General features: G+C 44.6%; 24 protein-coding genes. 13 read left to right on the top strand and 11 right to left on the bottom strand.

The annotated features are described in order from the left end of the window. The first annotated feature begins 15 nt into the window (after window positions 1-15). Both FSC11_RS11450 and FSC11_RS11445 read left to right on the top strand, forming a co-directional pair. Window positions 16-375, top strand: a complete 360-nt coding sequence (locus FSC11_RS11450) for a RidA family protein (RefSeq protein ID WP_205681864.1) — start codon at window positions 16-18, stop codon at window positions 373-375. A gap of 151 nt (window positions 376-526) precedes the next feature. Then, window positions 527-1,954, top strand: a complete 1,428-nt coding sequence (locus FSC11_RS11445; RefSeq protein ID WP_005221093.1) for an amino acid permease — start codon at window positions 527-529, stop codon at window positions 1,952-1,954. A 63-nt stretch (window positions 1,955-2,017) separates the two neighbouring features. On the opposite strand, the gene FSC11_RS11440 is transcribed toward FSC11_RS11445, so the two are convergent. Further along, window positions 2,018-2,470 carry a CopD family protein gene (locus tag FSC11_RS11440; protein WP_004893309.1) on the bottom strand — a complete coding sequence of 151 codons (453 nt, stop codon included), beginning with the start codon at window positions 2,468-2,470 and terminating at the stop codon, window positions 2,018-2,020. Window positions 2,471-2,493: 23 nt separating this feature from the next. Further along, entirely contained in the window at window positions 2,494-3,723 is a 1,230-nt protein-coding gene (locus FSC11_RS11435; RefSeq protein WP_004811172.1) for a beta-ketoacyl synthase N-terminal-like domain-containing protein, read from the bottom strand. A gap of 276 nt (window positions 3,724-3,999) precedes the next feature. On the opposite strand from FSC11_RS11435, the gene FSC11_RS11430 reads away from it, so the two are divergent. The 7 genes from FSC11_RS11430 (at window position 4,000) to rimI (ending at window position 11,906) form a co-directional block, all read left to right on the top strand. Then, window positions 4,000-5,502 carry an EcsC family protein gene (locus FSC11_RS11430; RefSeq protein ID WP_163166984.1) on the top strand — a complete coding sequence of 501 codons (1,503 nt, stop codon included), beginning with the start codon at window positions 4,000-4,002 and terminating at the stop codon, window positions 5,500-5,502. A 169-nt stretch (window positions 5,503-5,671) separates the two neighbouring features. Next, window positions 5,672-6,046 carry a 30S ribosomal protein S12 gene (gene rpsL, locus FSC11_RS11425; protein ID WP_004648013.1) on the top strand — a complete coding sequence of 125 codons (375 nt, stop codon included), beginning with the start codon at window positions 5,672-5,674 and terminating at the stop codon, window positions 6,044-6,046. Window positions 6,047-6,228: 182 nt separating this feature from the next. After that, entirely contained in the window at window positions 6,229-6,699 is a 471-nt protein-coding gene (rpsG, locus tag FSC11_RS11420) for a 30S ribosomal protein S7 (protein WP_004279240.1), read from the top strand. Between the two features lie 130 nt (window positions 6,700-6,829). Continuing rightward, complete coding sequence (gene fusA / locus FSC11_RS11415; RefSeq protein WP_163166982.1) at window positions 6,830-8,968, top strand: elongation factor G; 2,139 nt, start codon at window positions 6,830-6,832, stop codon at window positions 8,966-8,968. A 91-nt stretch (window positions 8,969-9,059) separates the two neighbouring features. After that, entirely contained in the window at window positions 9,060-10,250 is a 1,191-nt protein-coding gene (gene tuf, locus FSC11_RS11410; RefSeq protein WP_004811166.1) for an elongation factor Tu, read from the top strand. Window positions 10,251-10,461: 211 nt separating this feature from the next. Beyond that, entirely contained in the window at window positions 10,462-11,343 is an 882-nt protein-coding gene (locus FSC11_RS11405) for a metal-dependent hydrolase (RefSeq protein ID WP_163166980.1), read from the top strand. A 104-nt stretch (window positions 11,344-11,447) separates the two neighbouring features. Continuing rightward, on the top strand, window positions 11,448-11,906 hold the full coding sequence (gene rimI / locus FSC11_RS11400) for a ribosomal protein S18-alanine N-acetyltransferase (RefSeq protein ID WP_163166978.1): 459 nt from the start codon (window positions 11,448-11,450) through the stop codon (window positions 11,904-11,906). A gap of 34 nt (window positions 11,907-11,940) precedes the next feature. On the opposite strand, the gene FSC11_RS11395 is transcribed toward rimI, so the two are convergent. The 3 genes from FSC11_RS11395 to trxB all read right to left on the bottom strand — a co-directional run bounded on the left by FSC11_RS11395 (window position 11,941) and on the right by trxB (window position 14,555). Continuing rightward, window positions 11,941-12,756 carry an arginyltransferase gene (locus FSC11_RS11395; protein ID WP_163166976.1) on the bottom strand — a complete coding sequence of 272 codons (816 nt, stop codon included), beginning with the start codon at window positions 12,754-12,756 and terminating at the stop codon, window positions 11,941-11,943. Between the two features lie 21 nt (window positions 12,757-12,777). After that, window positions 12,778-13,509: a leucyl/phenylalanyl-tRNA--protein transferase gene (gene aat, locus FSC11_RS11390; RefSeq protein WP_163166974.1), complete on the bottom strand. Its 732-nt coding sequence runs from the start codon at window positions 13,507-13,509 to the stop codon at window positions 12,778-12,780. Between the two features lie 83 nt (window positions 13,510-13,592). Beyond that, the gene (gene trxB / locus FSC11_RS11385) at window positions 13,593-14,555 is read right to left on the bottom strand and encodes a thioredoxin-disulfide reductase (RefSeq protein WP_163166972.1); all 963 of its coding nucleotides are present in this window, start codon (window positions 14,553-14,555) and stop codon (window positions 13,593-13,595) included. A 261-nt stretch (window positions 14,556-14,816) separates the two neighbouring features. Here trxB and FSC11_RS11380 point away from each other — a divergent pair, with 261 nt between their 5' ends. Continuing rightward, window positions 14,817-17,960 (top strand): DNA translocase FtsK, encoded by a 3,144-nt coding sequence (locus FSC11_RS11380; RefSeq protein ID WP_163166970.1) that lies wholly within the window; start codon window positions 14,817-14,819, stop codon window positions 17,958-17,960. 64 nt (window positions 17,961-18,024) lie between these two features. On the opposite strand, the gene FSC11_RS11375 is transcribed toward FSC11_RS11380, so the two are convergent. The 6 genes from FSC11_RS11375 to FSC11_RS11350 form a co-directional block, all read right to left on the bottom strand. Then, a complete protein-coding gene (locus FSC11_RS11375) occupies window positions 18,025-18,312 on the bottom strand; it encodes a PA4642 family protein (protein WP_004811154.1) in 288 nt (95 codons plus the stop codon). Window positions 18,313-18,619: 307 nt separating this feature from the next. Continuing rightward, complete coding sequence (minE, locus tag FSC11_RS11370; RefSeq protein ID WP_071319892.1) at window positions 18,620-18,892, bottom strand: cell division topological specificity factor MinE; 273 nt, start codon at window positions 18,890-18,892, stop codon at window positions 18,620-18,622. Window positions 18,893-18,894: 2 nt separating this feature from the next. Beyond that, a complete protein-coding gene (gene minD / locus FSC11_RS11365; RefSeq protein ID WP_004811150.1) occupies window positions 18,895-19,707 on the bottom strand; it encodes a septum site-determining protein MinD in 813 nt (270 codons plus the stop codon). A gap of 65 nt (window positions 19,708-19,772) precedes the next feature. Continuing rightward, complete coding sequence (gene minC, locus FSC11_RS11360; protein ID WP_163166968.1) at window positions 19,773-20,492, bottom strand: septum site-determining protein MinC; 720 nt, start codon at window positions 20,490-20,492, stop codon at window positions 19,773-19,775. Between the two features lie 157 nt (window positions 20,493-20,649). Next, the gene (locus tag FSC11_RS11355) at window positions 20,650-21,717 is read right to left on the bottom strand and encodes a hypothetical protein (protein WP_004893321.1); all 1,068 of its coding nucleotides are present in this window, start codon (window positions 21,715-21,717) and stop codon (window positions 20,650-20,652) included. 19 nt (window positions 21,718-21,736) lie between these two features. After that, complete coding sequence (locus FSC11_RS11350) at window positions 21,737-22,660, bottom strand: acyltransferase (RefSeq protein WP_163166966.1); 924 nt, start codon at window positions 22,658-22,660, stop codon at window positions 21,737-21,739. A gap of 250 nt (window positions 22,661-22,910) precedes the next feature. On the opposite strand from FSC11_RS11350, the gene FSC11_RS11345 reads away from it, so the two are divergent. The 3 genes from FSC11_RS11345 (at window position 22,911) to dut (ending at window position 26,238) form a co-directional block, all read left to right on the top strand. After that, window positions 22,911-23,564 carry a YiaD family glycine zipper/OmpA-like lipoprotein gene (locus tag FSC11_RS11345; protein WP_163166964.1) on the top strand — a complete coding sequence of 218 codons (654 nt, stop codon included), beginning with the start codon at window positions 22,911-22,913 and terminating at the stop codon, window positions 23,562-23,564. Between the two features lie 135 nt (window positions 23,565-23,699). Then, complete coding sequence (locus tag FSC11_RS11340) at window positions 23,700-25,739, top strand: UvrD-helicase domain-containing protein (RefSeq protein WP_163166962.1); 2,040 nt, start codon at window positions 23,700-23,702, stop codon at window positions 25,737-25,739. A 46-nt stretch (window positions 25,740-25,785) separates the two neighbouring features. After that, window positions 25,786-26,238, top strand: a complete 453-nt coding sequence (gene dut / locus FSC11_RS11335) for a dUTP diphosphatase (RefSeq protein WP_008305534.1) — start codon at window positions 25,786-25,788, stop codon at window positions 26,236-26,238. Window positions 26,239-26,399 lie beyond the last annotated feature (161 nt).

The raw sequence follows: 26,399 nt of genomic DNA, 5'->3' as shown, positions 1-26,399 counted from the left end.
AGAGGAAAATTTATGATGGAACATAGCGATATTCAACGTATCCGCAGCAATCAGGTGATGAGTGCTGCCACTATTCACAACAAGACCGTGTATTTATCGGGACAGGTGCCAACCCGTACCGATCTGGATATACACGGACAGACCTTGGAGGTCTTTGCCAAGATTGAAGAACTGCTTGCGCTGGCCAAGACCGATAAAAGCCGCTTGCTGTCGGCGCAATTATTTATCAAGCATTTAGCTGATTTTAGCAGCGTAAACCAACTTTGGGTGGAATGGTTGCAAGGTCATGACACTCCGGCACGTGCCACTATTCAGGCGGATCTGGTCAATCCAGACTGGCTGATTGAAATTGCAGTGATTGCAGCACAGCCTTAAGAGCTTCTGATATTTGAGATCTCCCAACTTAATTTTGTAAGAACATCAGACCCGATCATTTAACTTTTTAAATGAAACTGCATCTGAATCAGGATTTCAGGAGGAAATCTGATCAGGTGGGCAAGGGCCTGATGCGAAAAAGGAACTGAAGATGAATACTACACCCTCTAGAGATGACGCAGCGCCGTCGCAACATGAGCTACAACGCAAGTTATCTAATCGGCATTTACAGCTGATTGCCATTGGTGGCTGTATCGGTACCGGCCTGTTTATGGGTTCGGGTAAGACTATCGCCTTGGCTGGCCCTTCGATCCTGCTGATCTATATGATCATTGGCGGGATGTTTTTCTTTTTAATGCGTGCTCTTGGTGAAATGCTGCTGTCGAATTTGCAGTACAAGTCTTTTATTGATATGGCGCATGATCTGATTGGGCCGGCTGCAGGCTATTACATTGGCTGGTCGTACTGGTTGGGCTGGATTCTGGTTGGTATTGCTGATCTGGCTGCGATTATTAACTACCTGAATTTCTGGTTACCCGAAGGTACAGCCTTTACCCCGATGGGACAGGCGCTGATCAGCGCTGCCTGTGTCCTCTTGATTCTGGGTATTAACCTGGTGACAGTAAAACTCTTTGGTGAGATTGAGTTCTGGTTTGCCCTGATCAAGATTCTGGCAATTATTGGCCTGATTTTTGTTGGTGGTTATATGGTCTTTAGTGGTTTTCAGGCCCCAAGCGGTGCGACGGCCAGCTTTAGTCATGTCTGGTCAGATGGCTTATTTCCGAAAGGTGCGACTGGCTTCCTGGCCGGTTTCCAGATCGCGATGTTTGCTTTCGTGGGAGTGGAGTTGCTGGGTACCATGGCGGCTGAAACCAAAGATCCGGAAAAGAATTTACCTAAAGCAGTCAATGCGATTCCAACCCGTATTATCTTGTTTTATGTCTTGTCCCTGTTGGTGATTATGGCAGTCACGCCATGGAGCCAGATTCCTGCAGATCAGAGCCCATTCGTTAGCCTGTTCTTATATGCGGGGATTCCAACGTCCGCCATTATCATGAACTTTGTGGTCTTGTCTTCCGTGATGTCTTCGATGAACAGTGGCGTATTCTCCACCAGCCGGATGCTGTTTGGTCTGGCGCGGGGTGGTCAGGCACCGCAAGCCTTGGCACAACTGTCGAGCCGAGCAGTTCCGGCGAAAGGTCTGATGTTCTCCTGTACCTTTATTCTGCTGGGTGCAGCATTCCAGTATTTTGTACCGAATACGATGGAAGCCTTTACCTTGGCGAGCTCACTCTGTGTGATCCTGTTTATCAGTATCTGGAGTATCATCATGGTGTGCTATATCCGTTACCGTAAGCAGCAACCGGAAAAACATACTGCTTCGACTTTTAAAATGCCGGGCGGTGTATGGATGTCTTATATCGTGCTGGCATTCCTGTTCTTTGCGTTGGTGATTTTGAGTCTGGAACCAGATACTTTGAAAGCCTTGATGATCAGTCCGTTATGGCTGTTAATTCTAGCGGTGACCTATCGTGTGCTGTATCTGCCAAGAGTTCGTAAGCTTCAGGTAGAGATGTAAATTTTAGAATCTAAGACATAAAAAATCCCCGACTGAGCAGGGATTTTTTATTGAGTAGCTAAACTAGAAGGTAGGTTTAACCACCACCAGAATCACCACTGCAAATAAGAGCAGGGTTGGCATCTCATTAAAATAACGCCAAAACTTGTGTGACTTGTAATGGGCATTATCAATCAGCTTCTTGCGGTAATAACCACAGACCAGATGGTAAATCACCAATAAGCCGACCAAGCCGACTTTAAGGTAGAACCATAAGGCTTCATGATAATGACGCGTTGCATCACCCCAATCTACCAGAAAGTGTGCCGTAATCAGGGTGGCCAGCATTGCCGGCCACATGATGCCACGGTACAGCTTGCGCTCCATGACTTCAAAGCGTTGATGACTTACGGCATCTTCGCTCATAGCATGATAAACATATAAACGTGGCAAGTAGAACAAAGCCGCGAACCAGCAAACCACTGCAATAATATGTAATGCTTTTACCCAAAGGAAAGCATCAGAAGGAGCATCCATCAAGTCACCCTAAATTGGGCAGCTTAGCCTTCCCATTTTTTGAAGATGAGACAGGCATTTACGCCGCCGAAACCGAAACTGTTACTCATCACAGTATTCAATTTTGCGTCACGTTTTTCAAGCACGATATCAAACGGTTTCGCACCTTCATCCAGTTCAGTCACGTTGATGTTTGGCGCAATAAAGTCATTTTGCATCATCAGAACTGAATAAATTGCTTCTTGAACGCCAGCAGCACCCAGGCTGTGACCTGTCATAGACTTGGTCGAGCTAAGTGAAGGAACCTGGCCTTCACCAAATGCACGTTCCATTGCCTTAAGTTCTGTGATGTCGCCTGCTGGAGTAGAGGTACCATGCGTATTTACATAGTCAATCTTGTCTACGCCATGCTGTTTTGCTTCTTCTAAAGCCATCAATACACAACGCGTTGCACCTTCACCACTTGGCGCAACCATATCGGCACCATCAGAGTTCGCTGCATAAGCCACAACTTCCGCAAGAATATTGGCACCACGTGCTTGAGCGTGTTCAAGTGATTCAAGCACCACGAAACCGCCACCGCCAGCAATCACGAAACCGTCACGGTCTGCTGAATAGGGACGGGATGCAGTTTCAGGTGTGTCATTGTATTTCGAACACAGCGCACCCATCGCATCAAACAGCAAGCTTTGAGACCAGTGATCTTCTTCACCGCCACCGGCAAGCATCAAGTCCTGTTTACCCAATTGAATCAGGTTATAGGCATAACCAATCGCATCAGCAGAAGTTGCGCATGCGCTGGTAATTGAGTGAGCAATACCTTGAAGTTTAAGCGCTACACCAACGTTAGCTGTAATGGTATTTGACATATTACGTGGTACGAAGAACGGGCCAATTTTGCGTGCACCTTTTTCTTCGAGTAATTTCGCCATTTCTATTACAGATGCTGTTGAGTTGCCGCCTGAACCGCCTGCAATACCATAGCGTGGGTTGCCCGCCAGATCTTCCGGTTTCAGACCAGCATGCTCAACTGCTGCAATTGCCGAATTGTAGGCATACATGGCACAAACACCCATAAAGCGTTTGAGACGACGGTCGATATTGTCAAAATCCTGCTCAGCAGCCGCGCTGACATGACTTTTAAAGTTTAGTTCAGCATAGACTGGATTTAAACGTGTGCCTGAAATCCCGTTTTGTAAAGAGTGAGTTACATCTTCCAATGTATTTCCGATGCATGAGTTAATACCCATACCAGTGATGACAACACGTTTCATCTACAGATCCTTATAGTTCATCTTTATGGTCAGGGGAGATATTTAGCGTTTTCATCAAGCGTTAAATATGGTGCTGACCCATTGTTCACAATGAGGAACATCATAACAGAAAGATTTTTGAAATCTTATGGCAAATGTTATGCCCAGTACGCTGTACATTCGAATAGAGATTCCTACACAGAGGGATTACTAAATGAAACAGAATAAGGTTGAGATAAATGCTGCTAGCACCTAGTATTTATACAAAATACAAGCACGTGCACGCTGAGGTAAGGAATGACAAATACCAATAATAAACAATCAAATGGCTTCATCTCCAGTGCGTTTGGAGTGGCGAAAAAGTTCAGTACAACAGGTTTGGATCTATTCAACCATGTTGCACCTGATTCGGTTTCGAAGGTCACACAAGCGCTGAATGTAGATAAGGTAGTCAATGGCGCAGCTCAAGCCAAGAGTCCATTTGAATCAAAAAAATACGACAATCCACAGGAGATGTTACGTGAACATCTACCGAGTGTATCGCGCCAGTTGTTTGGCCGTCATTTCGATACAGTGAATAATGTTACGCATTTCATTTCGCCTAAGTTTAGCGAAAAAGTGTCAGATTATTTCTTTGATCATCTGAATCAGTTTACCAATGATATCAGTTCAGTAGATGCCGTTCTCGATGAAGCGGGAGTGCGTGATCTGGAAGAACTCACCCAGGATGTCGATCGTTCTAAGCGTATTTCTCAAGCGTTCGGTGAACAGAATAAATGGATTGCTGCAGTTCAAGGTGCATTCTCCGGGGCAACTGGGGTAATTGGCACAGCAGTGGATATTCCTGCATCTTTGGTGCTGGCGCTGCGTACTATTTATCAGGTCGGCCGTTCTTATGGTTTTGATTTAAGTAAAGAAGAAGATCAGGATATCGTTCAGCATATCTTCCGTCAGATTGATCTGAGTCTGATTGCAGAAAAGCAAACTGTATTGTTGGGCTTAAGAGCGCTAGGTGCTACTTTAAAAACCCATGACATTTCCCAGCTGCAAGCCATGTTGGGTTCAAGTAATGATACCGAGCTGCTGCGCAAATTCCTGCATCAGGAAGATGGTCAATCGAAATGGGAATGGATAAACCATATACCGAAAGTTTCCCTGATTGAACAACTATCTAAATTGGTACCGTTAGCGGGTGCTGGGGTAGGCGCAGTATACAGTCGCCGTTTTGTCGAGGATGTTAATCAGAAAGCGCAGGATGTGTTCTCGAATGCACGTCAATATCTGCTACAGCATCGTGACAGCTCTGTTTCTGTTTTAGAGGCCTATGAAAAATCTAAAGCATTGCTGCAACAGGCTGCACCAAAACTACTGGAAAATATCAAGAAAAATGGTCATACCGGAGATGAGTTAATTTTAGATAAAGAGATTCCGATTGAAGGGAATGATCATATTACTCAGGTAAAAGTGCTGAAAAAGACAGATTCTCAAGTCACAGAGGAAGTAAAAGATGAAGAGGTCAGTGAAGGCTTGGATTCATTAGCCGATAAGTTGGTAGAACCGGTTGCGGATAAGCATGTACAGCAACCAGCACTGAGTGAGCCGGCACCTGAAGATATCGAAGATACGCTTGCACAGGCAGAAGCTGAGGGCGATGTCACAGACGAGGCCGAAGTCGCTGCCGCTGATACTGAAAATGATCAGAGCGAAGCAGACACGGAAGCTGCACAGCAAAAGTCAAAAAAAGCGACAAAATCTTCTGCTAAAAAATCAACAGAAGATGTTACAAAAGATGCAGATTAATCTGCAAGAAAAATAGTAAGGATATGAAAGTACTAAGCAATTGTAAGCAAGAGCGGATGTGGATTTGCCTGCTTCTATCATGTTGACCAATTTTGCATCTTGACTTACAATTGCATGCCCTCAAAAAGTAGTAGTTTTTGGGGCTTTTTATTAACGGGAGAATTGCCAAATGGCAACAACAAATCAGTTGATCCGTAAGGGTCGTACGACTTTGATTGAAAAATCTAAAGTTCCTGCGTTGAAGGCTTGTCCACAGCGCCGTGGTGTTTGTACACGTGTTTACACAACTACACCTAAAAAACCTAACTCAGCAATGCGTAAAGTTTGCCGTGTTCGCTTAACTTCAGGCTTTGAAGTTTCTAGCTACATCGGTGGTGAAGGCCATAACCTGCAAGAGCACAGTGTTGTTCTTATCCGTGGTGGTCGTGTTAAAGACTTACCAGGTGTACGTTACCATACCGTTCGTGGTTCTTTAGACTGTGCTGGTGTTAAAGATCGTAACCAGTCTCGTTCTAAATACGGTACTAAACGTCCTAAGAAATAATTGATCTTTCGAGATTAACTTCTTAGTTCGCTAGAACTGCAATCCTTTATCGTCTCGCTTGTCTGATTTCTGCATTTAATTTTGTGAAATTCAAGCGACGTGTAGTAAGGCCAGCGAATGCACATGACACTTTGTGCTAATGCTGGATAAACCTGAAGTGTCATATTTATAGGTAGTTTAAAATGCCAAGACGTCGCGTAGTCGCTGCTCGTGAAATCCTTCCGGATCCGAAATTCAGTAGCCAAACAATCGCTAAATTCATGAACCACGTAATGCAAGATGGTAAAAAATCTATTGCTGAAAGTATCGTTTACGGTGCTTTAGACCGCGTTCAAGAAAAATCTAAAGTAGATCCGGTTGAATTTTTCGAGACTACTCTTGAAAAAGTTCGCCCTATGGTCGAAGTAAAAGCACGCCGTGTTGGTGGTGCTACATACCAAGTACCTATGGAAGTGCGCCCATCCCGTCGTACTGCCTTGGCTATGCGTTGGTTAGTAGATGCTGCTGCTAAGCGTTCTGAAAAAACTATGGCTTTACGTCTTGCTGGTGAGTTGCTTGATGCATCTGAAGGTAAAGGCGCAGCGGTTAAAAAACGTGAAGATGTGCACCGTATGGCTGAAGCCAACAAAGCATTCTCTCACTACCGTTTCTAAGCAAATAAAACAGGCCCTTATCAGGACGGTGATGATATGGGTTTCACCCAATTGTCATCAAAGCGCTTTAAGTTGCTAGCAACTTAAAGCGTCCTGTTTTAAACAACAAAATTTAGGAATGCAAGAGATCATGGCTCGTCAAACCCCAATTTCTCGTTACCGTAACATTGGTATCTCTGCTCACATTGATGCTGGTAAAACAACAACGTCTGAACGTATCTTGTTCTACACAGGTGTATCTCACAAACTTGGTGAAGTACATGATGGCGCAGCAACAATGGACTGGATGGAACAAGAGCAGGAACGTGGTATTACAATCACTTCAGCTGCTACGACTTGTTTCTGGTCTGGTATGGGTAAACAGTTCCCAGAACACCGTATCAACGTAATTGATACCCCGGGACACGTTGACTTCACAATTGAAGTTGAGCGTTCTATGCGTGTTCTTGACGGTGCATGTATGGTTTACTGTGCTGTAGGTGGTGTTCAACCTCAGTCAGAAACTGTATGGCGTCAAGCAAACAAATACGAAGTACCTCGTTTGGCATTCGTGAACAAGATGGACCGTACTGGTGCTAACTTCTTCCGTGTTGTTGAACAAATGAAAACTCGTCTTGGTGCGCACCCTGTGCCAGTTGTTATCCCAGTTGGTGCTGAAGATAACTTCCAAGGTGTTGTTGACCTGATCGAGATGAAAGCAATCATTTGGGATGAAGCATCTCAAGGTATGCAATTCGAATACGCTGACATCCCTGCTGACCTAGTTGATACTGCTGAAGAATGGCGTACTAACATGGTTGAAGCTGCAGCTGAAGCATCTGAAGAATTAATGGATGAATACCTGAACAATGGCGATTTGACAAAAGAACAAATCGTTGCTGGTCTTCGTTCTCAAACTTTGGCTTGTGAAATTCAACCAATGCTTTGTGGTTCTGCATTCAAAAACAAAGGTGTTCAACGTATGTTGGATGCTGTGATTGAATTCTTGCCATCACCGACTGAAGTTAAAGCAATCGAAGGTGTACTTGACGACAAAGCTGAAACTAAAGCTGTTCGTGAAGCATCTGACGAAGCTCCGTTCTCTGCACTTGCGTTCAAAATCATGAACGACAAATTCGTGGGTAACTTGACTTTCGTACGTGTTTATTCTGGTGTGCTTAAACAAGGTGACCCAGTATACAACCCAGTGAAATCTAAACGTGAACGTATTGGCCGTATCGTGCAAATGCATGCGAACGAACGTCAAGACGTTGACGAAATCCGCGCTGGTGATATCGCTGCATGTGTAGGTCTTAAAGACGTAACAACTGGTGATACACTTTGTGATGAGAAAAACATCATTACCCTTGAGCGTATGGAATTCCCTGAGCCAGTAATTTCTTTAGCTGTAGAGCCTAAGACTAAAGCTGACCAAGAGAAAATGTCTATCGCACTTGGCCGTTTGGCAAAAGAAGATCCATCGTTCCGTGTACGCACAGACGAAGAATCTGGTCAAACAATCATTGCGGGTATGGGTGAGCTTCACCTTGACATCCTTGTTGACCGTATGAAACGTGAATTTAACGTTGAAGCGAACATTGGTAAACCAATGGTTGCTTACCGCGAAACGATCAAAAAATCAGTTGAGCAAGAAGGTAAATTCGTACGTCAAACTGGTGGTAAAGGTAAATTCGGTCACGTATACGTTCGTTTAGAACCAATTGACGTTGACGAAACTGGTAAAGAATACGAATTTGCTGAAGAAGTTGTTGGTGGTGTAGTACCTAAAGAATTCTTCGGTGCAGTTGACAAAGGTATTCAAGAACGTATGAAGAACGGCGTTTTGGCTGGCTACCCAGTAGTTGGCATCAAAGCGACATTGTTCGACGGTTCTTACCATGATGTCGACTCTGACGAATTGTCATTCAAAATGGCGGGTTCTTATGCCTTCCGTGATGGTTTCATGAAAGCAGATCCTGTTCTTCTTGAACCTATCATGAAAGTTGAAGTTGAAACTCCAGAAGACTACATGGGCGATATCATGGGTGACTTAAACCGTCGTCGTGGTATGGTTCAGGGTATGGACGATCTACCTGGCGGTACTAAAGCAATTAAAGCTGAAGTTCCACTTGCTGAGATGTTCGGTTACGCGACTCAAATGCGTTCTATGTCTCAAGGTCGTGCGACTTACTCTATGGAATTTGCTAAATATGCTGAAACTCCACGTAACGTGGCTGAAGGCATCATCGCTAAGTTCCAGTCTGGCGGTAAAAAAGGTGACGACGAGTAATCTTTCGATTACTATAAGCCCAACTAATTCATAGTTAAAAACCAGTGCTCATGCAGTGATCCTGCATGAGTAGTTTAAAAAGGAAGATCTCATGGCTAAGGCTAAGTTCGAACGTAATAAGCCACACGTTAACGTGGGCACAATTGGTCACGTTGACCATGGTAAAACAACTTTAACAGCTGCAATTGCAACTGTATGTGCGAAGAAATTCGGTGGTGAAGCGAAAGACTACGCTGCAATTGACTCTGCACCAGAAGAAAAAGCACGTGGTATTACCATTAACACTTCTCACGTAGAATACGATTCTCCAACTCGTCACTACGCTCACGTAGACTGCCCGGGCCACGCCGATTATGTTAAAAACATGATTACTGGTGCTGCTCAGATGGACGGCGCGATCCTTGTATGTGCTGCGACTGATGGTCCAATGCCACAAACTCGTGAACACATCCTTCTTTCTCGTCAGGTAGGTGTACCTTACATCGTTGTATTCTTGAACAAATGCGACCTTGTAGACGACGAAGAGCTTCTTGAGCTAGTTGAAATGGAAGTTCGTGAACTTCTTTCTACTTACGACTTCCCAGGTGATGACACTCCAGTTATCCGTGGTTCAGCTCTTCTTGCGCTTAACGGTGACGCTGGTCAATATGGCGAAGCTGCAGTTGAAGCTCTTGTTGAAGCGCTTGACTCTTACATCCCAGAACCAGAACGCGCAATCGACCAAGCATTCTTGATGCCAATCGAAGACGTATTCTCAATCTCAGGTCGTGGTACAGTAGTAACTGGCCGTGTTGAGACTGGTATTGTTAAAGTTGGTGAGTCAGTTGAAATCGTTGGTATCCGTGATACACAAACAACAACTGTAACTGGCGTTGAAATGTTCCGTAAACTTCTTGACGAAGGTCGTGCGGGCGAGAACTGTGGTGTTCTTCTTCGTGGTACTAAGCGTGAAGACGTTCAACGTGGTCAAGTACTTGCTAAACCAGGTACAATCAAGCCGCACACTAAATTCGACGCAGAAGTATACGTACTTTCTAAAGAAGAAGGTGGTCGTCATACTCCATTCCTTAACGGTTACCGTCCACAGTTCTACTTCCGTACAACTGACGTAACTGGTGCGATCGCGCTTAAAGAAGGCGTTGAAATGGTTATGCCTGGTGACAACGTTGAGATGTCAGTAGAGTTGATCCACCCGATCGCAATGGACGCAGGCTTACGCTTCGCGATCCGTGAAGGTGGTCGTACAGTTGGTGCTGGTGTAGTATCTCGCGTTACTGCATAATCACTGATTGTGTAAAAAAAGCGTCCCTTTGGGACGCTTTTTTTATTTATCTAAAGTGAAAAATAAATTGTCTAACAAAATTAGAGCGCTGTCCTAAAGTGATATTCAGCTGACCTTAACTGCAATGATGTCAAACAGATAACTGAGTAAGATACCAATAAGAAAATAGAAAAATAGGGCCGGGTCGAGAAGATCTGTCAGGAGGCGTTATATGAATGCTGAAGTAAAAATTACTCATCGTGCCGGTGCAAGTTTTCCTGTACGTCGAATGAACTTTGATTTTGAACAGGTTCCAGAATATTGGATGAATGGTTCAGCCGGGCTGACTCATTTTATGACAGCATTGTCTGCCTTGTTTCCCGCAGGTGAAAAATTCTTTATCGACAGTGTGCGTGCGGTACGTAATCATCCCAAGCTTAAAGACAATGAAGCACTGCAAAAAGAAATCTCTGCTTTCATTGGGCAAGAAGCGATGCATACCCAAGAACATGTCGGCTTCAATGCCTCAGCGCAAAAATACGGCCATGATGTTGATACCTTGGATCTTTATACCGATAAAGTCATTCAAACAACCCGTAAAGTCATGGCAAAATTAGCCAAGCCTGTGGGAATTACTCAGGAAATGGTAGATTTGACTGCAACGACCGCACTTGAACATTTTACTGCGACTATTGCCTCTCAGTTGCTGACCAATAGTCATATTCAGGAACTGATGAAAGATGACACCATGAAAACCATGTGGTTGTGGCATGCCATTGAAGAAAATGAGCATAAAGCTGTGGCCTATGACGTGTTTGAAGGCGTGTTTGGAAAAGGCTTAAAGTCATATCTGTTACGTACCAGTTCACTGGTGATCGCTATGGTGACTTTGTTCTTTGTACAAAGCTATTTTGTCATGCGTCTGCTGAAGGAAGATCGTCAGTTAAACCTGGAATCCCTCAAGGACATTTACGAATATGGTTATAGTCCGTCCAAAGGTGTAATTACTGGTATGGGGCGTGAAATGGCGATGTACTTCAAGCCGGGTTTCCATCCAAATGACCATGATACACACAGTTTGCTGGCACACTGGAAAGGCAAACTTGGTCTTTAATCCGACACTAAAAAAAGGCGATTGAAATCGCTCTTTTTTTTACTCGATTTTCAGCATAAAGTTTCTATAATGCGCAGGAGATTTTTATTGATAGATGAACGAACATGATTCGTTTAATGCAAATAGCAGATATAGATGCGATCACCCAGATTGAGCAACAAGTGCAATCTCATCCTTGGACCAGAACCCAGTTCGAGGAAGCCGTTAGTGCTTATCAGAGCACTATTATTGAATATGCAGGTAAAGTGGTGGGCTTTTGTATTTTGCAACCGGTACTGGATGAAGCCAATTTATTACTCATGGCAATTGACCCAAGCCAGCAGGGTAAAGGTCTTGGTTTTCAGTTGCTAGAAGAATCTATCCAGTTATTGAAAAATAATCCGGTACAGATTTTCCTGGAAGTACGTGAATCAAATACAGCTGCAATTCATCTTTATGAAAAGGCTGGTTTTCACCAGATTGACCTGCGCAAGAATTACTATCCAAACTCGGGCGGTGGTCGTGAACATGCCATCATTATGGTGAAGGCATGTACAGACGACTTTGCCAGCCTGTTTAAATAAATCAGATTAAAGCTTCTTTTTAGTGACGACCATCTTACTTGATGATGGGATTATTCCATCCGGAGGGTAGGGTCGTCATCAAGGAGTTTCCCAGGTGTTCAATCTCCGCCGCATTGAGCGAGCGGTTTAACCGACGCCATTGGCCATCAATCAGCAATTCAAGCGGCAGGTATTGAGACTTGTAATTCATCTTGTTGGAATGTGGTACCCAGTAACCCAGATAAATAAAAGGCAGCTCTAATTTCTGAGCATGTTCAATCTGTTTTAGAATTGCAAAAACACCGAGTGAACGTCGATTTTCATCCGGATCAAAGAAGGTATAAACCGCAGAAATGCCATCGTCGAGCAGATCACAGGTCGATACGCTGATCAGTCGGTCATCTTTCCAGAGTTCCAGGAAAAAGCTATCGGTACAGCTTTGCAACAAAAACTTTTCAAACTGATCCCGGCTTGGTGGATACATATCACCATCGGCGTGGCGTTCATTGATATAGCGTTCATACAGCGCATAGTGGCTATCATTTGCCTGCTGCGGTGCAGTAATGCGCAGGCTTAAGTCCTGATTTCTTTTCCATGCCTTTTTTTGTGAACTGTTCATGTTGAATTCGCGCACGGGTACACGAGAGGAGAGGCATTGACGGCACAGGTGACATTCAGGACGATACACAAAATCGCCACTACGGCGGAAACCGGTACGGGATAATTCAGAAAGTGTCACCACATCTATGCGATGTGAGGGATCGAGAAAAACCATACGTGCAGACTTGTTAGGGAGATAGCTGCAATCGTGTGGCGGCGTAATATAATACTGTAAATCATTCAGCAGGGATTTTGGTTGATAGGAGTTCATGACAAATTCCCTCTGTTATTTTCATTCATTTAATCGCGCATTTAACGCTATTGTTTTACTTGAAAATACACCCTCCTGATACTTTTGCCAATTGATAGAGGGGCGTTTTATCACATCCTGTAACGAATTAAGATACGCTTGGCGAGAAATTGTACTGGCACCCAGGCTCAGCAGGTGGTCATTGACCAACTGGCAGTCAATCCAGGGAAGCTGATTTTCCTGACCAATCAGCATTAAAGTATAAAATGCTATTTTCGAGACATCGGTCTGGGTGCTGAACATGGATTCACCAAAACAGCCCTGTCCAATGGTGATGCCATATAATCCGCCCACCACTTGATCTTCATCCCAGACTTCAATGCTATAGCCATAACCGGCTTCGAACATATCACAGTAACCCTGAATAATATCTTCGCTAATCCAGGTGTCATCGGCATAAGCACGAGGCAGTGAGCAGGAACGGATAACCCGTTCAAAAGCATGATTCACAGTAATTTTATAATCATACTTTTTCATATTTCGAATCAGGGATTTACTTGGATGATAATCCTGTGGTCGGATAATGCAACGTGGTTCCGGGCTCCACCAGCAGATTGGATCACCTTCAGAAAACCATGGAAAAAGGCCATGTGAATAGGCTTCAAACAGGGTAGATGGAGTGAGATCGGCGCCAATACAAATCAGGCCTTCTCCTTCAAGATCCACTTCTACAGGATTGGGGAAAATGAACTGTGAAGGAGGAAGATGTTGCATGCTTGAACCTGGTTTTAGAATCATTAGTATTTATCATACATAAAAAAACCGCCCAAGATGGACGGCTTTCTCATTTTCGCTGCTTAGTCTAACTTGCCCATCGCATCGAGATATTTTTCTGCATCCAGTGCGGCCATACAGCCCGAACCTGCAGAGGTAATTGCCTGACGGTATACGCTATCCGCAATATCACCCGCAGCAAATACGCCAGGAATAGAAGTTTGCGTTGCATTGCCCGCAGTACCGCTTTGCACCTGGATATAACCATCACGAAGCTGTAATTGACCTTCAAACATGCTGCTGTTTGGCTTATGGCCAATCGCAACGAACATGCCTGAAACTTCAACTTCTTGAGTCGAATCATCTTGAGTTGATTTCAAACGTACAGAAGTTACGCCTGCTTTGGTATCACCTAAAACTTCATCCACTTGATGATTCCAGATGATGCTGATTTTGCCTTCTTTCTCTTTTTCAAACAGATGGTCCTGAAGAATTTTTTCAGAACGCAGGCTGTCACGACGGTGTACCAAAGTCACGTGAGATGCGATATTTGACAGGTAAAGCGCTTCTTCTACCGCAGTATTGCCACCACCGACAACCATGACTTTCTGGTTTTTATAGAAGAAACCATCACAGGTCGCACATGCGCTCACGCCTTGACCCATAAATGCAGCTTCAGATTCAAGACCCAGGTATTGCGCAGTCGCACCGGTACAAATGATCAAGGCGTCACAAGTGAACTCTTCCATGTCACCTTTTAATACGAAAGGACGTACGTTCAGATCTACTTCATTGATGTGGTCATATACGATTTCAGTACCGAAACGTTCCGCATGCGCCTGCATACGTTCCATCAATACTGGACCAGTCAGGCCTTCAGGATCACCTGGCCAGTTGTCCACTTCAGTCGTCGTTGTCAGCTGACCACCAAGTTGCAGACCTGCAATGAGTGTCGGTTTTAAGTTTGCACGCGCTGCATACACAGCGGCGCTATAGCCAGCAGGGCCGGAACCTAAAATAATCAGTCTTGAGTGACGTGCGCTCATCGGGCTATCCTTTTTGTATTTAGAAATTTATTGAATTATACGTGAAACTGTATAACAGTGGTGTGAGATTAAAGTCGATATTATTGATCATCCAAATCGATTTGAGCTATATAGAAGTGATAAAGAACAAGACCTATGTGCAGTTGCACAATACTGCATCTTTTTTCGTGTAACAGGTGCATAATAGGCATTTTATTGCGTCGTTTTTTTGAATCATAATAGCAAAAGAACATTCATGAAGAATTGGCTACAGGACAGTATATGACAACGGTGTCGAGTGCTTATGCACAGCGCTTAGTAATGACATTATTTTTGGTCTCATTTGGGATCTATCTGTTTCTTGCAACAGTGACCTATACGCCATTTGACCCGGGGTGGATGCACATTTCCAGTGACACCCAGACGGTTTCAAATGCCAGTGGGGTTGCAGGTGCATGGATTTCAGACTTACTGTTTGGTTTTCTGGGCTGGGCGAGCTTACTCATTCCATTATATCTGTTCGTAGAAGCGGTACAGGTCTGGTGGCCCCACAGCTTCCTGAACCGGCCATTCCGTTATGCAGCGCAATTCTTCCTGTTACTGACCACTTCTGCCTTACTGTTCCTGTTCTGGGAAGTTCCTGCTGATACACTGGATAATTCGTCGGGCGGCATTATCGGTTATGAATTAGGTCAGAGTCTTGAACAGCTATTGACGATATACGGTGCGGCAGTGTTTCTGGTAGGTTTATGGGTCATGCTGTTTACCTTGGCCTTTGGTGTGAAATGGAACAAAACCTGGAGCAGCCTGAAAGCAACGCCTGCATATTTACAGGATCTGTTTTATCGTAATGTCCCGGAAGGGGAGGGCGAATTTGATCGCTCTATGGCAGTTGCCAAGAAAGATATCGCCAGCAGCCCTGTTAAAAAGAGCATCTCAACGCCTGTGGTTCCTGTACCTGAGCATGAGCCTGTAGAAATAGATCCCGTAGTTCGTGACCATGTAGCCGAGCGCCTGTTTGATGACATTGCTGACCGTGAATTCAAGGCGCAACAGAAAAAACATATTGAACCTGAACTTAGTCCGGAAGATGAAGAATTTGAAAAAACGCTGGAAAAAGCGCATCACCTGATTCAGGATCCAGATCGTGTAATTACCACGGGCGAAGTTTGGCGTGCTTTGCATTCTGATGAGGATCAGCGCCATAAACAGGATATCGATGCTTTATTGAAAGCAGCGGAAGAACAACAACATCCCCCTGAATCCCCTACAACAATTGCTCCAATTCAGGAAATCAAGGCACATCTCAAAACTGAAACACCTGTACCGTCTGTGACGACGAAAAAAGGTCTGGATTGGGATGATGATGAAATCTTTGATGAGCTATTGGCAGCTGTACCGCCGGGTAAAACTGCGACGGATGTGCATAGTCCATTTACTGCGCAAGCAGCTACTGAACAGCCAACCTTAAGAATTGTCGAAGACTTGCCCAAAGGTGCGGCAGCGACTGCAGCTGTGGCAACAGGCATCAGTATTCCACCGGTTTCTACGTCCGCAATATGTAACACGGGGCTAGAAACTGATTTTGATGATCTGGATGATTTGCTGGTCGAGGATATAGAGCCAGAAAAGCCAGCCCGTGCTTCCAGCTATGCGCAATCTTCCGCTTTTGTACAGGCACCGATTCAGCATCAAGGCATAGAAGTCTCTGCACCTGAAAGCAACTCGACTGCTCAAACGGCTCTTCAACAAAATACAAATCAGCACAATACCATTGATGCAGTCAAAGCGGCATTATCCAAAGAAGAATTTATTGAAGCATGGCATGAAACTGCGGGTGCTCCTCAAGAAGAAGATGAATTCGATTTTGATGCTCCATTGACTGACTCGATGGGCCGTCCATTGTCACGCGCCATGATGGTGGCTGAACGCCGTAAAGATCTTTCGCCATTACCAGGTCTGGAACTACTGGATGAAGTTGATCCGAACAAGAAAGTCAATTTCACCGAAGAGCAATTATCACGTCTGTCTGAATTGCTGGAAATCAAACTGCAGGAATTTAACGTCAAGGCCAAAGTGGTTGAAGCGCAGCCTGGCCCAGTGGTCACTCGTTTTGAACTCGATCTGGCACCAGGTGTAAAAGCCTCTAAAGTGACCAATATTTCCCGCGACCTGGCGCGTTCCATGTCGATGGCTTCGGTGCGTGTGGTTGAAGTGATTCCAGGAAAGCCATATATCGGGATTGAAGTACCAAACAGCACCCGTGAAATGGTACGCCTGATCGAGCTGGTTAAAACGCCGAAATTTGAAGATGCAAGTGCCATCCTGTCAATGGCGATGGGTAAAGACATTTCTGGTAATCCGGTGATTACTGAACTCGGCAAGGCACCGCATATGCTGGTTGCCGGTACAACCGGTTCTGGTAAGTCGGTCGCAGTAAACTCGATGATTTTGTCGATGCTGCTCAAGTACACACCTGATCAATTACGTCTGATCCTGATTGACCCGAAACAGCTGGAACTCGCAAACTATAATGATATTCCACACCTGTTGACGCCTGTAGTCACGGATATGAAAGATGCAGTCAGTGCACTGAACTGGTGTGTCAATGAAATGGAACGTCGTTACAAGCTGATGTCCTTCCTGAAAATCCGTAAGCTAAGCGACTACAACCGTAAGGTTGAAGAAGCCATTGCCAATGGTGAAGATCTGTTTGATCCAACCTGGAAAGCCAGTGAATCGGTGGCAGGGGAACGTGCACCACGTTTGACACCATTACCATCGATTGTGATTGTCGCGGACGAGTTCGCAGATATGATCATGCAGGTCGGTAAAAAAGCGGAAGAAATGATTACCCGACTGGCACAGAAATCTCGTGCTGCGGGGATTCACCTGTTACTGGCAACTCAACGCCCATCGGTGGATGTGATTACCGGTCTGATCAAAGCCAACATCCCAACACGTGTAGCACTGCGTGTAAACTCGAAAATTGATTCGCGTACCATTCTGGATGCAGGCGGTGCAGAAGACCTGCTTGGTCATGGTGACATGCTGTTTCTGGGGCCAGGTAAGATTGAGCCTGAGCGTGTGCATGGTGCCTTTATTGCCGATGATGAAGTTAACCGTATCTGTGATGCCTGGCGTGAGCGTGGTGCCCCGAACTATGTTGATGAAATTCTAACTCCATTTGATGAAGAACCAACAAGTCGTGGCTTTGAAGATGGTGGCGATGGTGCTTCTGACCGTGATCCACTGTATGACCAGTGTGTGTCTTTCGTACTGGAAACTCGTAAGGCATCTACATCATCGCTACAGCGTAAGTTTAGCCTCGGTTATAACCGTGCTGCCCGAATCATTGACCAGATGGAAGAAAACGGTGTAGTGAGCGCGATGGGCGCGAATGGTAAGCGTGAGATTCTGATCTAATTCAGCATCTCCACCAATAAAAAAGCCTGCATGAAGCAGGCTTTTTTATTGCATCAGCAAAGTCTTAAGCGAACTTGGCCAATACTTCAAGGAACTCAGCACTGTGACGCGGGAATTTCGCGATCACGTCATGAATGCGTTCACCTTCAGGGTTAGTAGCATTGATATCACGACCGTCTGCAACGAATTGAGTCAACAGGCGCTCATAGTCAAAAGGACGCATGTGTTTATAAGCATGATAAAGCACATGAAAGTCTGCGTTTACGCCTGTAGGAGGTAATTGAGTGAGATAGGCAAACACACGCTCATCTGACCATTCTTCGTTAAATGTTGCCGGTTGAGACAATGCCATCACAAGCTCCTTGATATAATTTTCGACATGAAAAAGGCAAAATATGAGTACGCAAGTGACAAAGTATTTTTCATTTTCTCTGTCTACTTTGAAGCTAAACTTCGGATCTTGTGATTGGGTAAAGTAAACTTTGTATCACCAGTCCACTCGAAGCATCGCTTCTCGTTTTTCGGTTGTACAAGTTAAATACTTTGTAGATCCCCTCCACTCGAAGCAAAGCTTCTCGTCTTGCGACTGAACAAAGCAGTGCTTTGTTCAGTCTCATATTTTGCCTTGAATCAATTTAATTGACTAATCAAAAATCAAATTATCGTTCTTCAGGTAAATTGATATTCATTTCAAGCATTTCAATATTCGCTTCAGAACGGACCTGCATTTGAATATGCTGTTCATCTACACCGCGAACATAACGATTGACCACCTGCATGATTTCTTTCTTCATCATGTCAATCTTGTCCTGGCTTAAACGACGTCCCAGACCCTGTTCAGATGCAACAATTACCTTTAAACGGTCTTTCGCGGTTTGTGCGCTAGACGGTTTATCTTCACTGCTAAAAAGCTTACTCCAGAATCCAGCCATGCTTATGCTCCAAATAATCGAGCTAACCAGCCCTTTGGTTTCACTTCAATATGACGGTAAGGACGCTCTTCACCCAGGAAGCGTGCAACCAGGTCATCATAAGCCTGACCTGCAGCAGAAGCAGTAAAGTTGATAACTGGCTTGCCTTCGTTCGATGCTTGCAGGACACTTGGACACTCAGGGATTACACCCAGAGTCGGTACACGTAAAATATCTTTAGAAATGTCATCAATGGTCAACATTTCCTGTTTATCCGCGCGTTCAGGATTGAAACGTGTGATACACAGATGTTTACGGATGCGGCCTTCATTTTGTTCTACTTTTTTAGTCTTGCTGTCGAGCATACCAATGATACGGTCAGAGTCACGCACTGAAGAAATTTCAGGGTTAGTGACAATGATGGCTTCATCAGCATGGTACATGGCCATGATGGCACCACGTTCGATCCCCGCAGGTGAGTCACAAATAATGTAGTCAAATTCCTGCGACAGTTCATCCATTACACGTGCAACACCTTCATCAGTGAGGGCATCTTTATCACGTGTTTGAGACGCTGGCAAAATATATAAGTTCTCAATATCTTTATCGCGAATAAGCGCTTGTTGTAATCGCGCTTCGTTATTTAAAACATTCACAAAATCATAAACAACGCGGCGTTCACAACCCATGATCAAGTCAAGGTTACGTAAACCCACGTCAAAGTCGATAACAACAGTTTTGTGGCCACGTAGGGCTAAACCTGTTGCAAAAGATGCACTTGTTGTAGTTTTACCTACACCACCTTTGCCTGACGTTACGACAACAATTTTCGCCACCGAATCCACTCCTGTTATGGTTTAAATTCCCTATTTAACATAGGGTTTTGGTGTTTATTTATACATTAAAATTCTAGAGCTTCAAATACAAGCTCTAGTTGATCATTCAAGTAAATATGCACAGGCTTTTTCACCACATGCGGTGGAATATCGTCTGCAACACAATAGGTACCTGCAATCGAAATCAGTTCTGCTTCCAGTGCATGACAGAAAATGCGTGCTGCAGTATTGCCACCTGCACCGGCAATCACACGACCACGGGCACTGCCATAAACATGAATATTGCCAGAGGCAATCACTTCTGAACCGCTGTTAATGCCAGCACTGATAATAATGTCGCCATGATGCTGCACAATGCACTGGCCAGTACGCAGGATTTCATCATGGTAAGAAGTCACATGAGCAATGACAGGTGCTGCCTTAACTTCTTCTGTTCCAGCATCTGACTTAACAATTTCCGGTTTGACTTCAATGACCTGTTCTTTGGTTGCCTTGATTTCCTGTAGCTGACGGTCAGGTGGCAATACCGGGAACTGGATTGCACGTGCCTGATCTGCAAGCAGGCCTTCAGTCACCGCCATCGGTTGTACATCCATACTGATCAACAGCTGGATAAGCGCGATAAGTTCCTGCTCGACAGTACTTTCAATCACCACCAGGGTGCCCGGTGGAAAAGCAGCTTGTAATTTTGGTGCTAATTGCTGGCGGATCGCATCATGATCATTTGTTTCAAGGGTAATGCGAATCGCATTGACCATTCTGCCCTTAATCCGTATATCAGCCATAGTTCTTCCTTAATACTTCTGACTTGTAAATTTTATGTCGAAGTAATGTTGTAAATAGTGCAAATCCTAGAACAAATTTCGTTAATTCTCTAGCGATCCAGGTTATTTTTTTATGCGATCAGATGCCATAAAAAAGCATAGCATTATTCATGCTGAATTAGAGGTATGTTGAACGCTGATTTTGCTCATTTTCTTCCAGAATCTGCTGCCACTGTTTAATTTTGACCTGTTTGCGGATCGCTTCAAGTGTTTCAAAAACAGCCGACTCCACCAGTTTGTCAATGTTTGGATTTTGTTCAATCTGGATCTGACTGATCTTTTCAGAAATCATGGCAAAAGTTGGATTATCTTTACTGTAATCAGTATGCGTAAACGGATCGATCAATCCTTGGGTGATATTTTCTCCCAGACGTTGTCCGATACTCTGAATCTGCTGTTCCATGCGACTGCCTACAATCGGGATTAGGCGTAACAGCCGGGTCAGCTCTGGCGTATCTTCAATGGCTTTATTCACCACCTGGCCGACGTTTTTGGAAATCATATAACGTTGTGCCTGTAATTCCTTGCCTAGGGTTTCTTGCAGGATATCTGCCAAGGCAATCGCAAATAATTGACGGTGATGCTCGACCAGGTCATCAATCAGTTGACGGTGCGTGGTACTGGTGGTCAGTTCGCGTTTAATTCCGTCCAGTACGGTCACTACAATACGGCTGGTCAATTCTTCCATAACTAGGTTGTAGTAGAAGTTGCCACGCTTATACCAGCGAGACGGAATCACCTTGAAACCATGGCTATGCAGGTTGTAGCCGATAGCTACTGCGCGGAGCAGACGCAAGAAACGTAGTTGTGGCACGATCGCGAGAATTTCATACCAGTGAATAAACGGAAAGAACCACCAGCGGGCATGATGACGCAAGACTATGGCAATTAACCAGCGCACCAATAACTCTCCAATCAGGAAAGTCGTAAACCAGCCTTCAGTAATGATCACCCAGGGACGCAGTTCAGCCTTATAAAATTGCAGGATTTCAGGCAGACGTATGAAATCGAATAACCATTGTCCGAAGTCGCTCATTAAAATGGCATTGGCACTCAGGCAGAACAGGTTGATGACGATTAACACCATCATAAAGATGTCATAGGCCAAGGCGACCTTCCAGCCCCAGGTGCCTTCACGGAAAAACTTAAAGGCGCTGGAGCTGGTTTTCGGGGGAGTTGGTTTCATAGTCTCTCAGATCAGTGCATTAGGCTGCTTGAACCAGATCCTGCTTCATTTTTTCAATCAACTGATCTTTCTCAGTCCAAATTTGATGAACCCATTGCTGGAAACGCTCGCGGTATTCAGCATCTTCTTCATAATTTCCGCCCAGTACCCAGTCCGGAATATTAATCTTTCTTAAATCTACCGCAATACGGGGTACTTCGCCTAGCCAGAATTCACCATAACCTGGTATACCGTCCGGATAAACGATGGTCATGTCCACAAAGGCATCAATACGGTCACCCAGAATATTCAGCGCCAGGGCCAGACCGCCGGCCTTCGGTTTGAGCAAATGTTTAAAGGGAGACTGTTGCTGGTCATGTTTCTCTTGGGTAAAACGCGTACCTTCCAGATAGTTGAGCAGGGTAAATGGCTGACTCAGCAATTGCTGGCAGGATTTACGTGCTTCATCCATATCGCGATCTTTGAGGGCCGGATTTTTAGCAATTTGTTCTTTGGTGTGACGTTTCATCATCGGAAAACCAAGAATCTTAAATGCCTGTCCGACGAATGGAATAAAGATCAGTTCCCATTTGGTAAAGAACCGAGTCAATGGCATACGGGTTAAGCCGAAGTATTGATTGACTGTAGTATCGACCCAGCTCTGATGATTACAGCTCATCAGGTAGCGGCCCTGCATATTCAGATCCAGAGATTCATCAATGGTAATGGTCCATTGGGTATTTTTAAGGACATTCTCGATCAGCCAGTTGTTTACGCCAAGCCAGCTGTTGGTAATCTTGATATTGGTTTCATCAATTTTGGATGACTTTTTGACTAGTTTGGTCAGACCGAGGGCCAGTACTGGCGGTCCATGGAAAAAGGTACTTCCCGTCATTACTGAAGTCACAGTCAGGCCACGTGCAATTTTTTTTAATATAGGCTGTTTTTTACTTTCCGACGACATATAACCCTGTCCTAAGCTGAAAATCGACTAAATTTTTTCATATTATTAACAATATACGTTTTCAATCTGAAATAGAAAAGTACCGAATGAGAACTATGGAGAAAATGTGATGAAGTTAACCGTTTTGGTTACACATAAACATTACAAATAGTTACGAAAAGATTTATTATTAACAAATCAGATATAGTTATTGATTGAATTATTGACCATTATTCTTCAAATACAACAAAACAAGTTAAGGAGGCATGCGATGCGTGCAATGTTAGTTACAGCAGCAGTAGCAGGGGCGGTAGCACTTACAGGTTGTCAAACTACTGGTAATAACCTCGGTGGTGTTGAGTACGACAAAACAGCTTTGGGTACAGTAATTGGTGCTGCGGCAGGTTATGGTATTTCTAAAGGCAATGCAAACACTAGCCGTCAAAACAACCGTGCAGCGGCAATCGGTGCAGTACTTGGTGGTGCAGCGGGTGTTTACCTGGACAATAAAGAGAAAAAATTACGTCAAGCGACTGCGGGTACTGGTGTAGATGTAAACCGTAATCCAGACGGTTCAATCAACTTGGTAATGCCAGGTGCGATTACATTTGATACCAACAAGTCAAATATCAAACCAAACTTCTATGCAACATTGAACAAAGTTGCCCAAGTTCTAACTGAAGATAACAAGAGCGGTATTCTTGTGACTGGTTATACAGACAGCACTGGTAACGATTCAATTAACTTGCCATTGTCTCAAGCACGTGCGAACTCTGTAGCAAACTACTTGGCAGGCCAAGGTATTGCACGTACACGTATTAATGCTCAAGGTTTAGGTTCAGCGAACCCAATCGCAGACAACACAACTGCAGCGGGTAAAGAACAAAACCGTCGTGTTGAAATCGCGGTATATGCTGTTCAGTAAGATCTGAATTGCAGAAAAGACCACCTTCGGGTGGTTTTTTTATGTCTGAAGTATGACGCAGGAAAATGAATTTTCAATTAGGCAACTGAGCTTGAGCCGACTATAATCGGAGCCGAATCTAGAAGAGGAAGCACTATGTCACTCGCCAGTCAGTTAAATGACAAGCAACTTGAAGCCATGAAATATACTCAAGGACCCTTGTTAGTGCTTGCCGGTGCGGGTTCAGGTAAGACTTCAGTAATCACAAGAAAAATCGCCTACTTGGTCAAGCATTGCGGCATTCCGGCACATCGTATTACGGCCATGACCTTTACTAACAAAGCCGCACGTGAAATGAAAGAGCGAGTAAGTAAGTTACTCACACGTGAAGAAGGCAAAGGCTTATCAGTATCGACGTTCCATACCTTTGGTCTGAATCTATTACGTTTAGAGCTAAAACATACACCGCTGAAAAATAATTTCTCGATTCTGGATGCGGATGACTGTAAACGTATTCTGATGGACCTGATGCATCGCGATAACTTGTCCGGGGCAGAAAGCAAGGAATTGATCGCAAAAGCGATGAAGATGATTTCCGACTGGAAAAACGATCTGATTCCACCAGAGCAAGCCCATACCACGTGTGAGACGCCGGAAGATGTCCAGTTTGCACATTTGTATCAATTGTATGAACGTAACTTGCGTGCCTATAACGCCGTTGACTTCGATGACCTGATTGTGATGCCAACGCGTTTGTTACAGGAAAACGCTGAAGTGCGTGACAAATGGCAGAACCGTGTGCGTTATTTGTTGGTGGATGAATATCAGGATACCAACACCGCCCAGTATATTCTGGTGAAGTTGCTGGTCGGCGTAATGGGCCAGTTTACTGCAGTAGGTGATGATGACCAGTCAATCTATGCCTGGCGTGGGGCTAAACCGGAAAACATGGCGTTGTTACAGCAGGACTTCCCGAATCTGAAAGTTATCAAGCTGGAACAGAACTACCGTTCGACCAGCCGTATTTTGAAAGCGGCGAATACCGTTATTGGCAATAATCCGCATATCTTCAATAAAAAACTCTGGTCAGACAAAGGCCATGGTGAAGTGATCCGTGTCATCACTTGCCGTAATGATGATGATGAAGCTGAACGCGTAGTCAAAGATCTCATCACGCACAAGCTGATGAATGGTAAAAACTGGAAAGACTACGCAATTTTGTACCGCGGGAATTTCCAGGCACGTATTCTGGAAACCCAGCTGCGTCAGATGCAGATTCCTTACAAGCTCTCTGGTGGTCAGTCTTTCTTCGCGCGCGCCGAAATCAAAGATGTCATGAGTTACCTGCGTCTGATCATTAATCCAGAAGATGACAGTGCCTTCCTACGTATTATCAATACACCGAAACGTGCCATCGGACCAGTGACGCTGGAAAAATTGGGTCTGTTTGCGCAAGAAAACAATCTGTCGCTTTTGGCCGCGGCAGCTGACCAGCGTCTGACCATAGCAATGCCAAAGAAAGCCACCACTCAGCTGGCTGAGTTTGCTGACTTCATCAATAACTTTACCCGCAATCTACTGGATGATGATGAGCCAGTACCGATTATCCGCCAGATGATGGTAGAAGCCGGCTATATCGACTACATCAAGGAATCAGCCGCAACTCCGGCACAGGAAAAAACCAAGCTCGACAATATTGAAGTGCTGTATAGCAGTATTCAGAGCCTGATTAACCGTGCTGAAGATGTGGATGAAAAGAATATCGAAAGCGTGATCCGTAAGATGGTGCTGCTGGATATGCTGGAACAGCAGCAGGAAGCAGAAGATACCGATAAGGTGAATCTGTTGACGCTACATGCATCTAAAGGTCTGGAATTCCCTTATGTTTATCTGATTGGTCTGGAAGAAGAGATTCTGCCACACAAAAACTCGATCGCAGCAGAAACGGTCGAGGAAGAACGCCGTCTGATGTATGTGGGCATTACCCGTGCGCGTCAGGGCTTGACGATTACCTTGGCTGAGCAGCGTAAGGCTGGTGGTCAGATGAAGCAGATGACGCCAAGCCGCTTCCTGGATGAATTGCCAGAAGATGAGCTGGAATGGTTAGGCCGCAAGAAAAAGCTGGCTGGCAATATCGACCCGAAACAGCAGGCACAGCATTATCTGGATAATTTACGTGCACTGATTAAGCGTTAAAATTTAAGTAATTAATCTATTGGTATTTTTCTACAGGAATAAAATGATGAAAGTACAGGTGAAAGTCCTTGATGCACGCCTTGGCAATGAATGGCCAATGCCAAATTATGCAACTACAGGTTCTGCAGGACTCGACCTTCGTGCATGTGTAAACGAAACTACAGTAATTGAACCAGGTCAAACAGTGCTCGTGAAAACTGGTCTGGCTATTTATATTGAAGATCCTGCATTTGCGGGCCTGATCCTGCCACGTTCTGGTCTAGGTCATAAACATGGCATCGTATTGGGTAATCTGGTAGGTCTGATCGATTCAGATTACCAAGGTGAACTCATGGTTTCGGTATGGAATCGTAGCCAGACTGCATTTAGCCTGGAACCAGGTGAGCGTCTGGCGCAGTATGTCCTCGTCCCAGTGGTGCAAGCACAATTCGATATTGTGAATGAATTCGAAGCCACTGAGCGTGGTGCAGGTGGCTTCGGTCATACTGGCAAGAACTAATTCAAAAAGCCTACATTCAATAAAATGTGGGCTTTTTTAATGGTTGATAGAATAAGATTTATCCCGTTTTTCAGCTGGCATTTATCCATTCGTTATATTTTTTAAATTGATTATTTATCTGAAATCAGCTAAAAGTACAGGGTCCTAGAACAAAAACTAAA

This window comes from Acinetobacter schindleri, assembly GCF_010918895.1.
Taxonomy (GTDB): Bacteria; Pseudomonadota; Gammaproteobacteria; order Pseudomonadales; family Moraxellaceae; genus Acinetobacter; species Acinetobacter schindleri.
The sequence above is the reverse complement of the archived record's forward strand: the minus strand, read 5'-3'. Positions and strand labels throughout refer to the sequence as shown.

Coding starts and splice junctions, on each gene's coding strand:
- FSC11_RS11345 (WP_163166964.1), top strand. CDS start 22,911: ATGCGTGCAATGTTAGTTACAGCAGCAGTAGCAGGGGCGGTAGCACTT.
- dut (WP_008305534.1), top strand. CDS start 25,786: ATGAAAGTACAGGTGAAAGTCCTTGATGCACGCCTTGGCAATGAATGG.
- FSC11_RS11355 (WP_004893321.1), bottom strand. CDS start 21,717: ATGAAACCAACTCCCCCGAAAACCAGCTCCAGCGCCTTTAAGTTTTTC.
- rpsG (WP_004279240.1), top strand. CDS start 6,229: ATGCCAAGACGTCGCGTAGTCGCTGCTCGTGAAATCCTTCCGGATCCG.
- minE (WP_071319892.1), bottom strand. CDS start 18,892: ATGGCTGGATTCTGGAGTAAGCTTTTTAGCAGTGAAGATAAACCGTCT.
- FSC11_RS11450 (WP_205681864.1), top strand. CDS start 16: ATGGAACATAGCGATATTCAACGTATCCGCAGCAATCAGGTGATGAGT.
- FSC11_RS11445 (WP_005221093.1), top strand. CDS start 527: ATGAATACTACACCCTCTAGAGATGACGCAGCGCCGTCGCAACATGAG.
- minC (WP_163166968.1), bottom strand. CDS start 20,492: ATGGCTGATATACGGATTAAGGGCAGAATGGTCAATGCGATTCGCATT.
- FSC11_RS11440 (WP_004893309.1), bottom strand. CDS start 2,470: ATGGATGCTCCTTCTGATGCTTTCCTTTGGGTAAAAGCATTACATATT.
- FSC11_RS11430 (WP_163166984.1), top strand. CDS start 4,000: ATGACAAATACCAATAATAAACAATCAAATGGCTTCATCTCCAGTGCG.
- FSC11_RS11395 (WP_163166976.1), bottom strand. CDS start 12,756: ATGAACTCCTATCAACCAAAATCCCTGCTGAATGATTTACAGTATTAT.
- FSC11_RS11405 (WP_163166980.1), top strand. CDS start 10,462: ATGAATGCTGAAGTAAAAATTACTCATCGTGCCGGTGCAAGTTTTCCT.
- trxB (WP_163166972.1), bottom strand. CDS start 14,555: ATGAGCGCACGTCACTCAAGACTGATTATTTTAGGTTCCGGCCCTGCT.
- FSC11_RS11435 (WP_004811172.1), bottom strand. CDS start 3,723: ATGAAACGTGTTGTCATCACTGGTATGGGTATTAACTCATGCATCGGA.
- rpsL (WP_004648013.1), top strand. CDS start 5,672: ATGGCAACAACAAATCAGTTGATCCGTAAGGGTCGTACGACTTTGATT.
- rimI (WP_163166978.1), top strand. CDS start 11,448: ATGATTCGTTTAATGCAAATAGCAGATATAGATGCGATCACCCAGATT.
- tuf (WP_004811166.1), top strand. CDS start 9,060: ATGGCTAAGGCTAAGTTCGAACGTAATAAGCCACACGTTAACGTGGGC.
- FSC11_RS11375 (WP_004811154.1), bottom strand. CDS start 18,312: ATGGCATTGTCTCAACCGGCAACATTTAACGAAGAATGGTCAGATGAG.
- FSC11_RS11350 (WP_163166966.1), bottom strand. CDS start 22,660: ATGTCGTCGGAAAGTAAAAAACAGCCTATATTAAAAAAAATTGCACGT.
- FSC11_RS11340 (WP_163166962.1), top strand. CDS start 23,700: ATGTCACTCGCCAGTCAGTTAAATGACAAGCAACTTGAAGCCATGAAA.
- aat (WP_163166974.1), bottom strand. CDS start 13,509: ATGCAACATCTTCCTCCTTCACAGTTCATTTTCCCCAATCCTGTAGAA.
- FSC11_RS11380 (WP_163166970.1), top strand. CDS start 14,817: ATGACAACGGTGTCGAGTGCTTATGCACAGCGCTTAGTAATGACATTA.
- fusA (WP_163166982.1), top strand. CDS start 6,830: ATGGCTCGTCAAACCCCAATTTCTCGTTACCGTAACATTGGTATCTCT.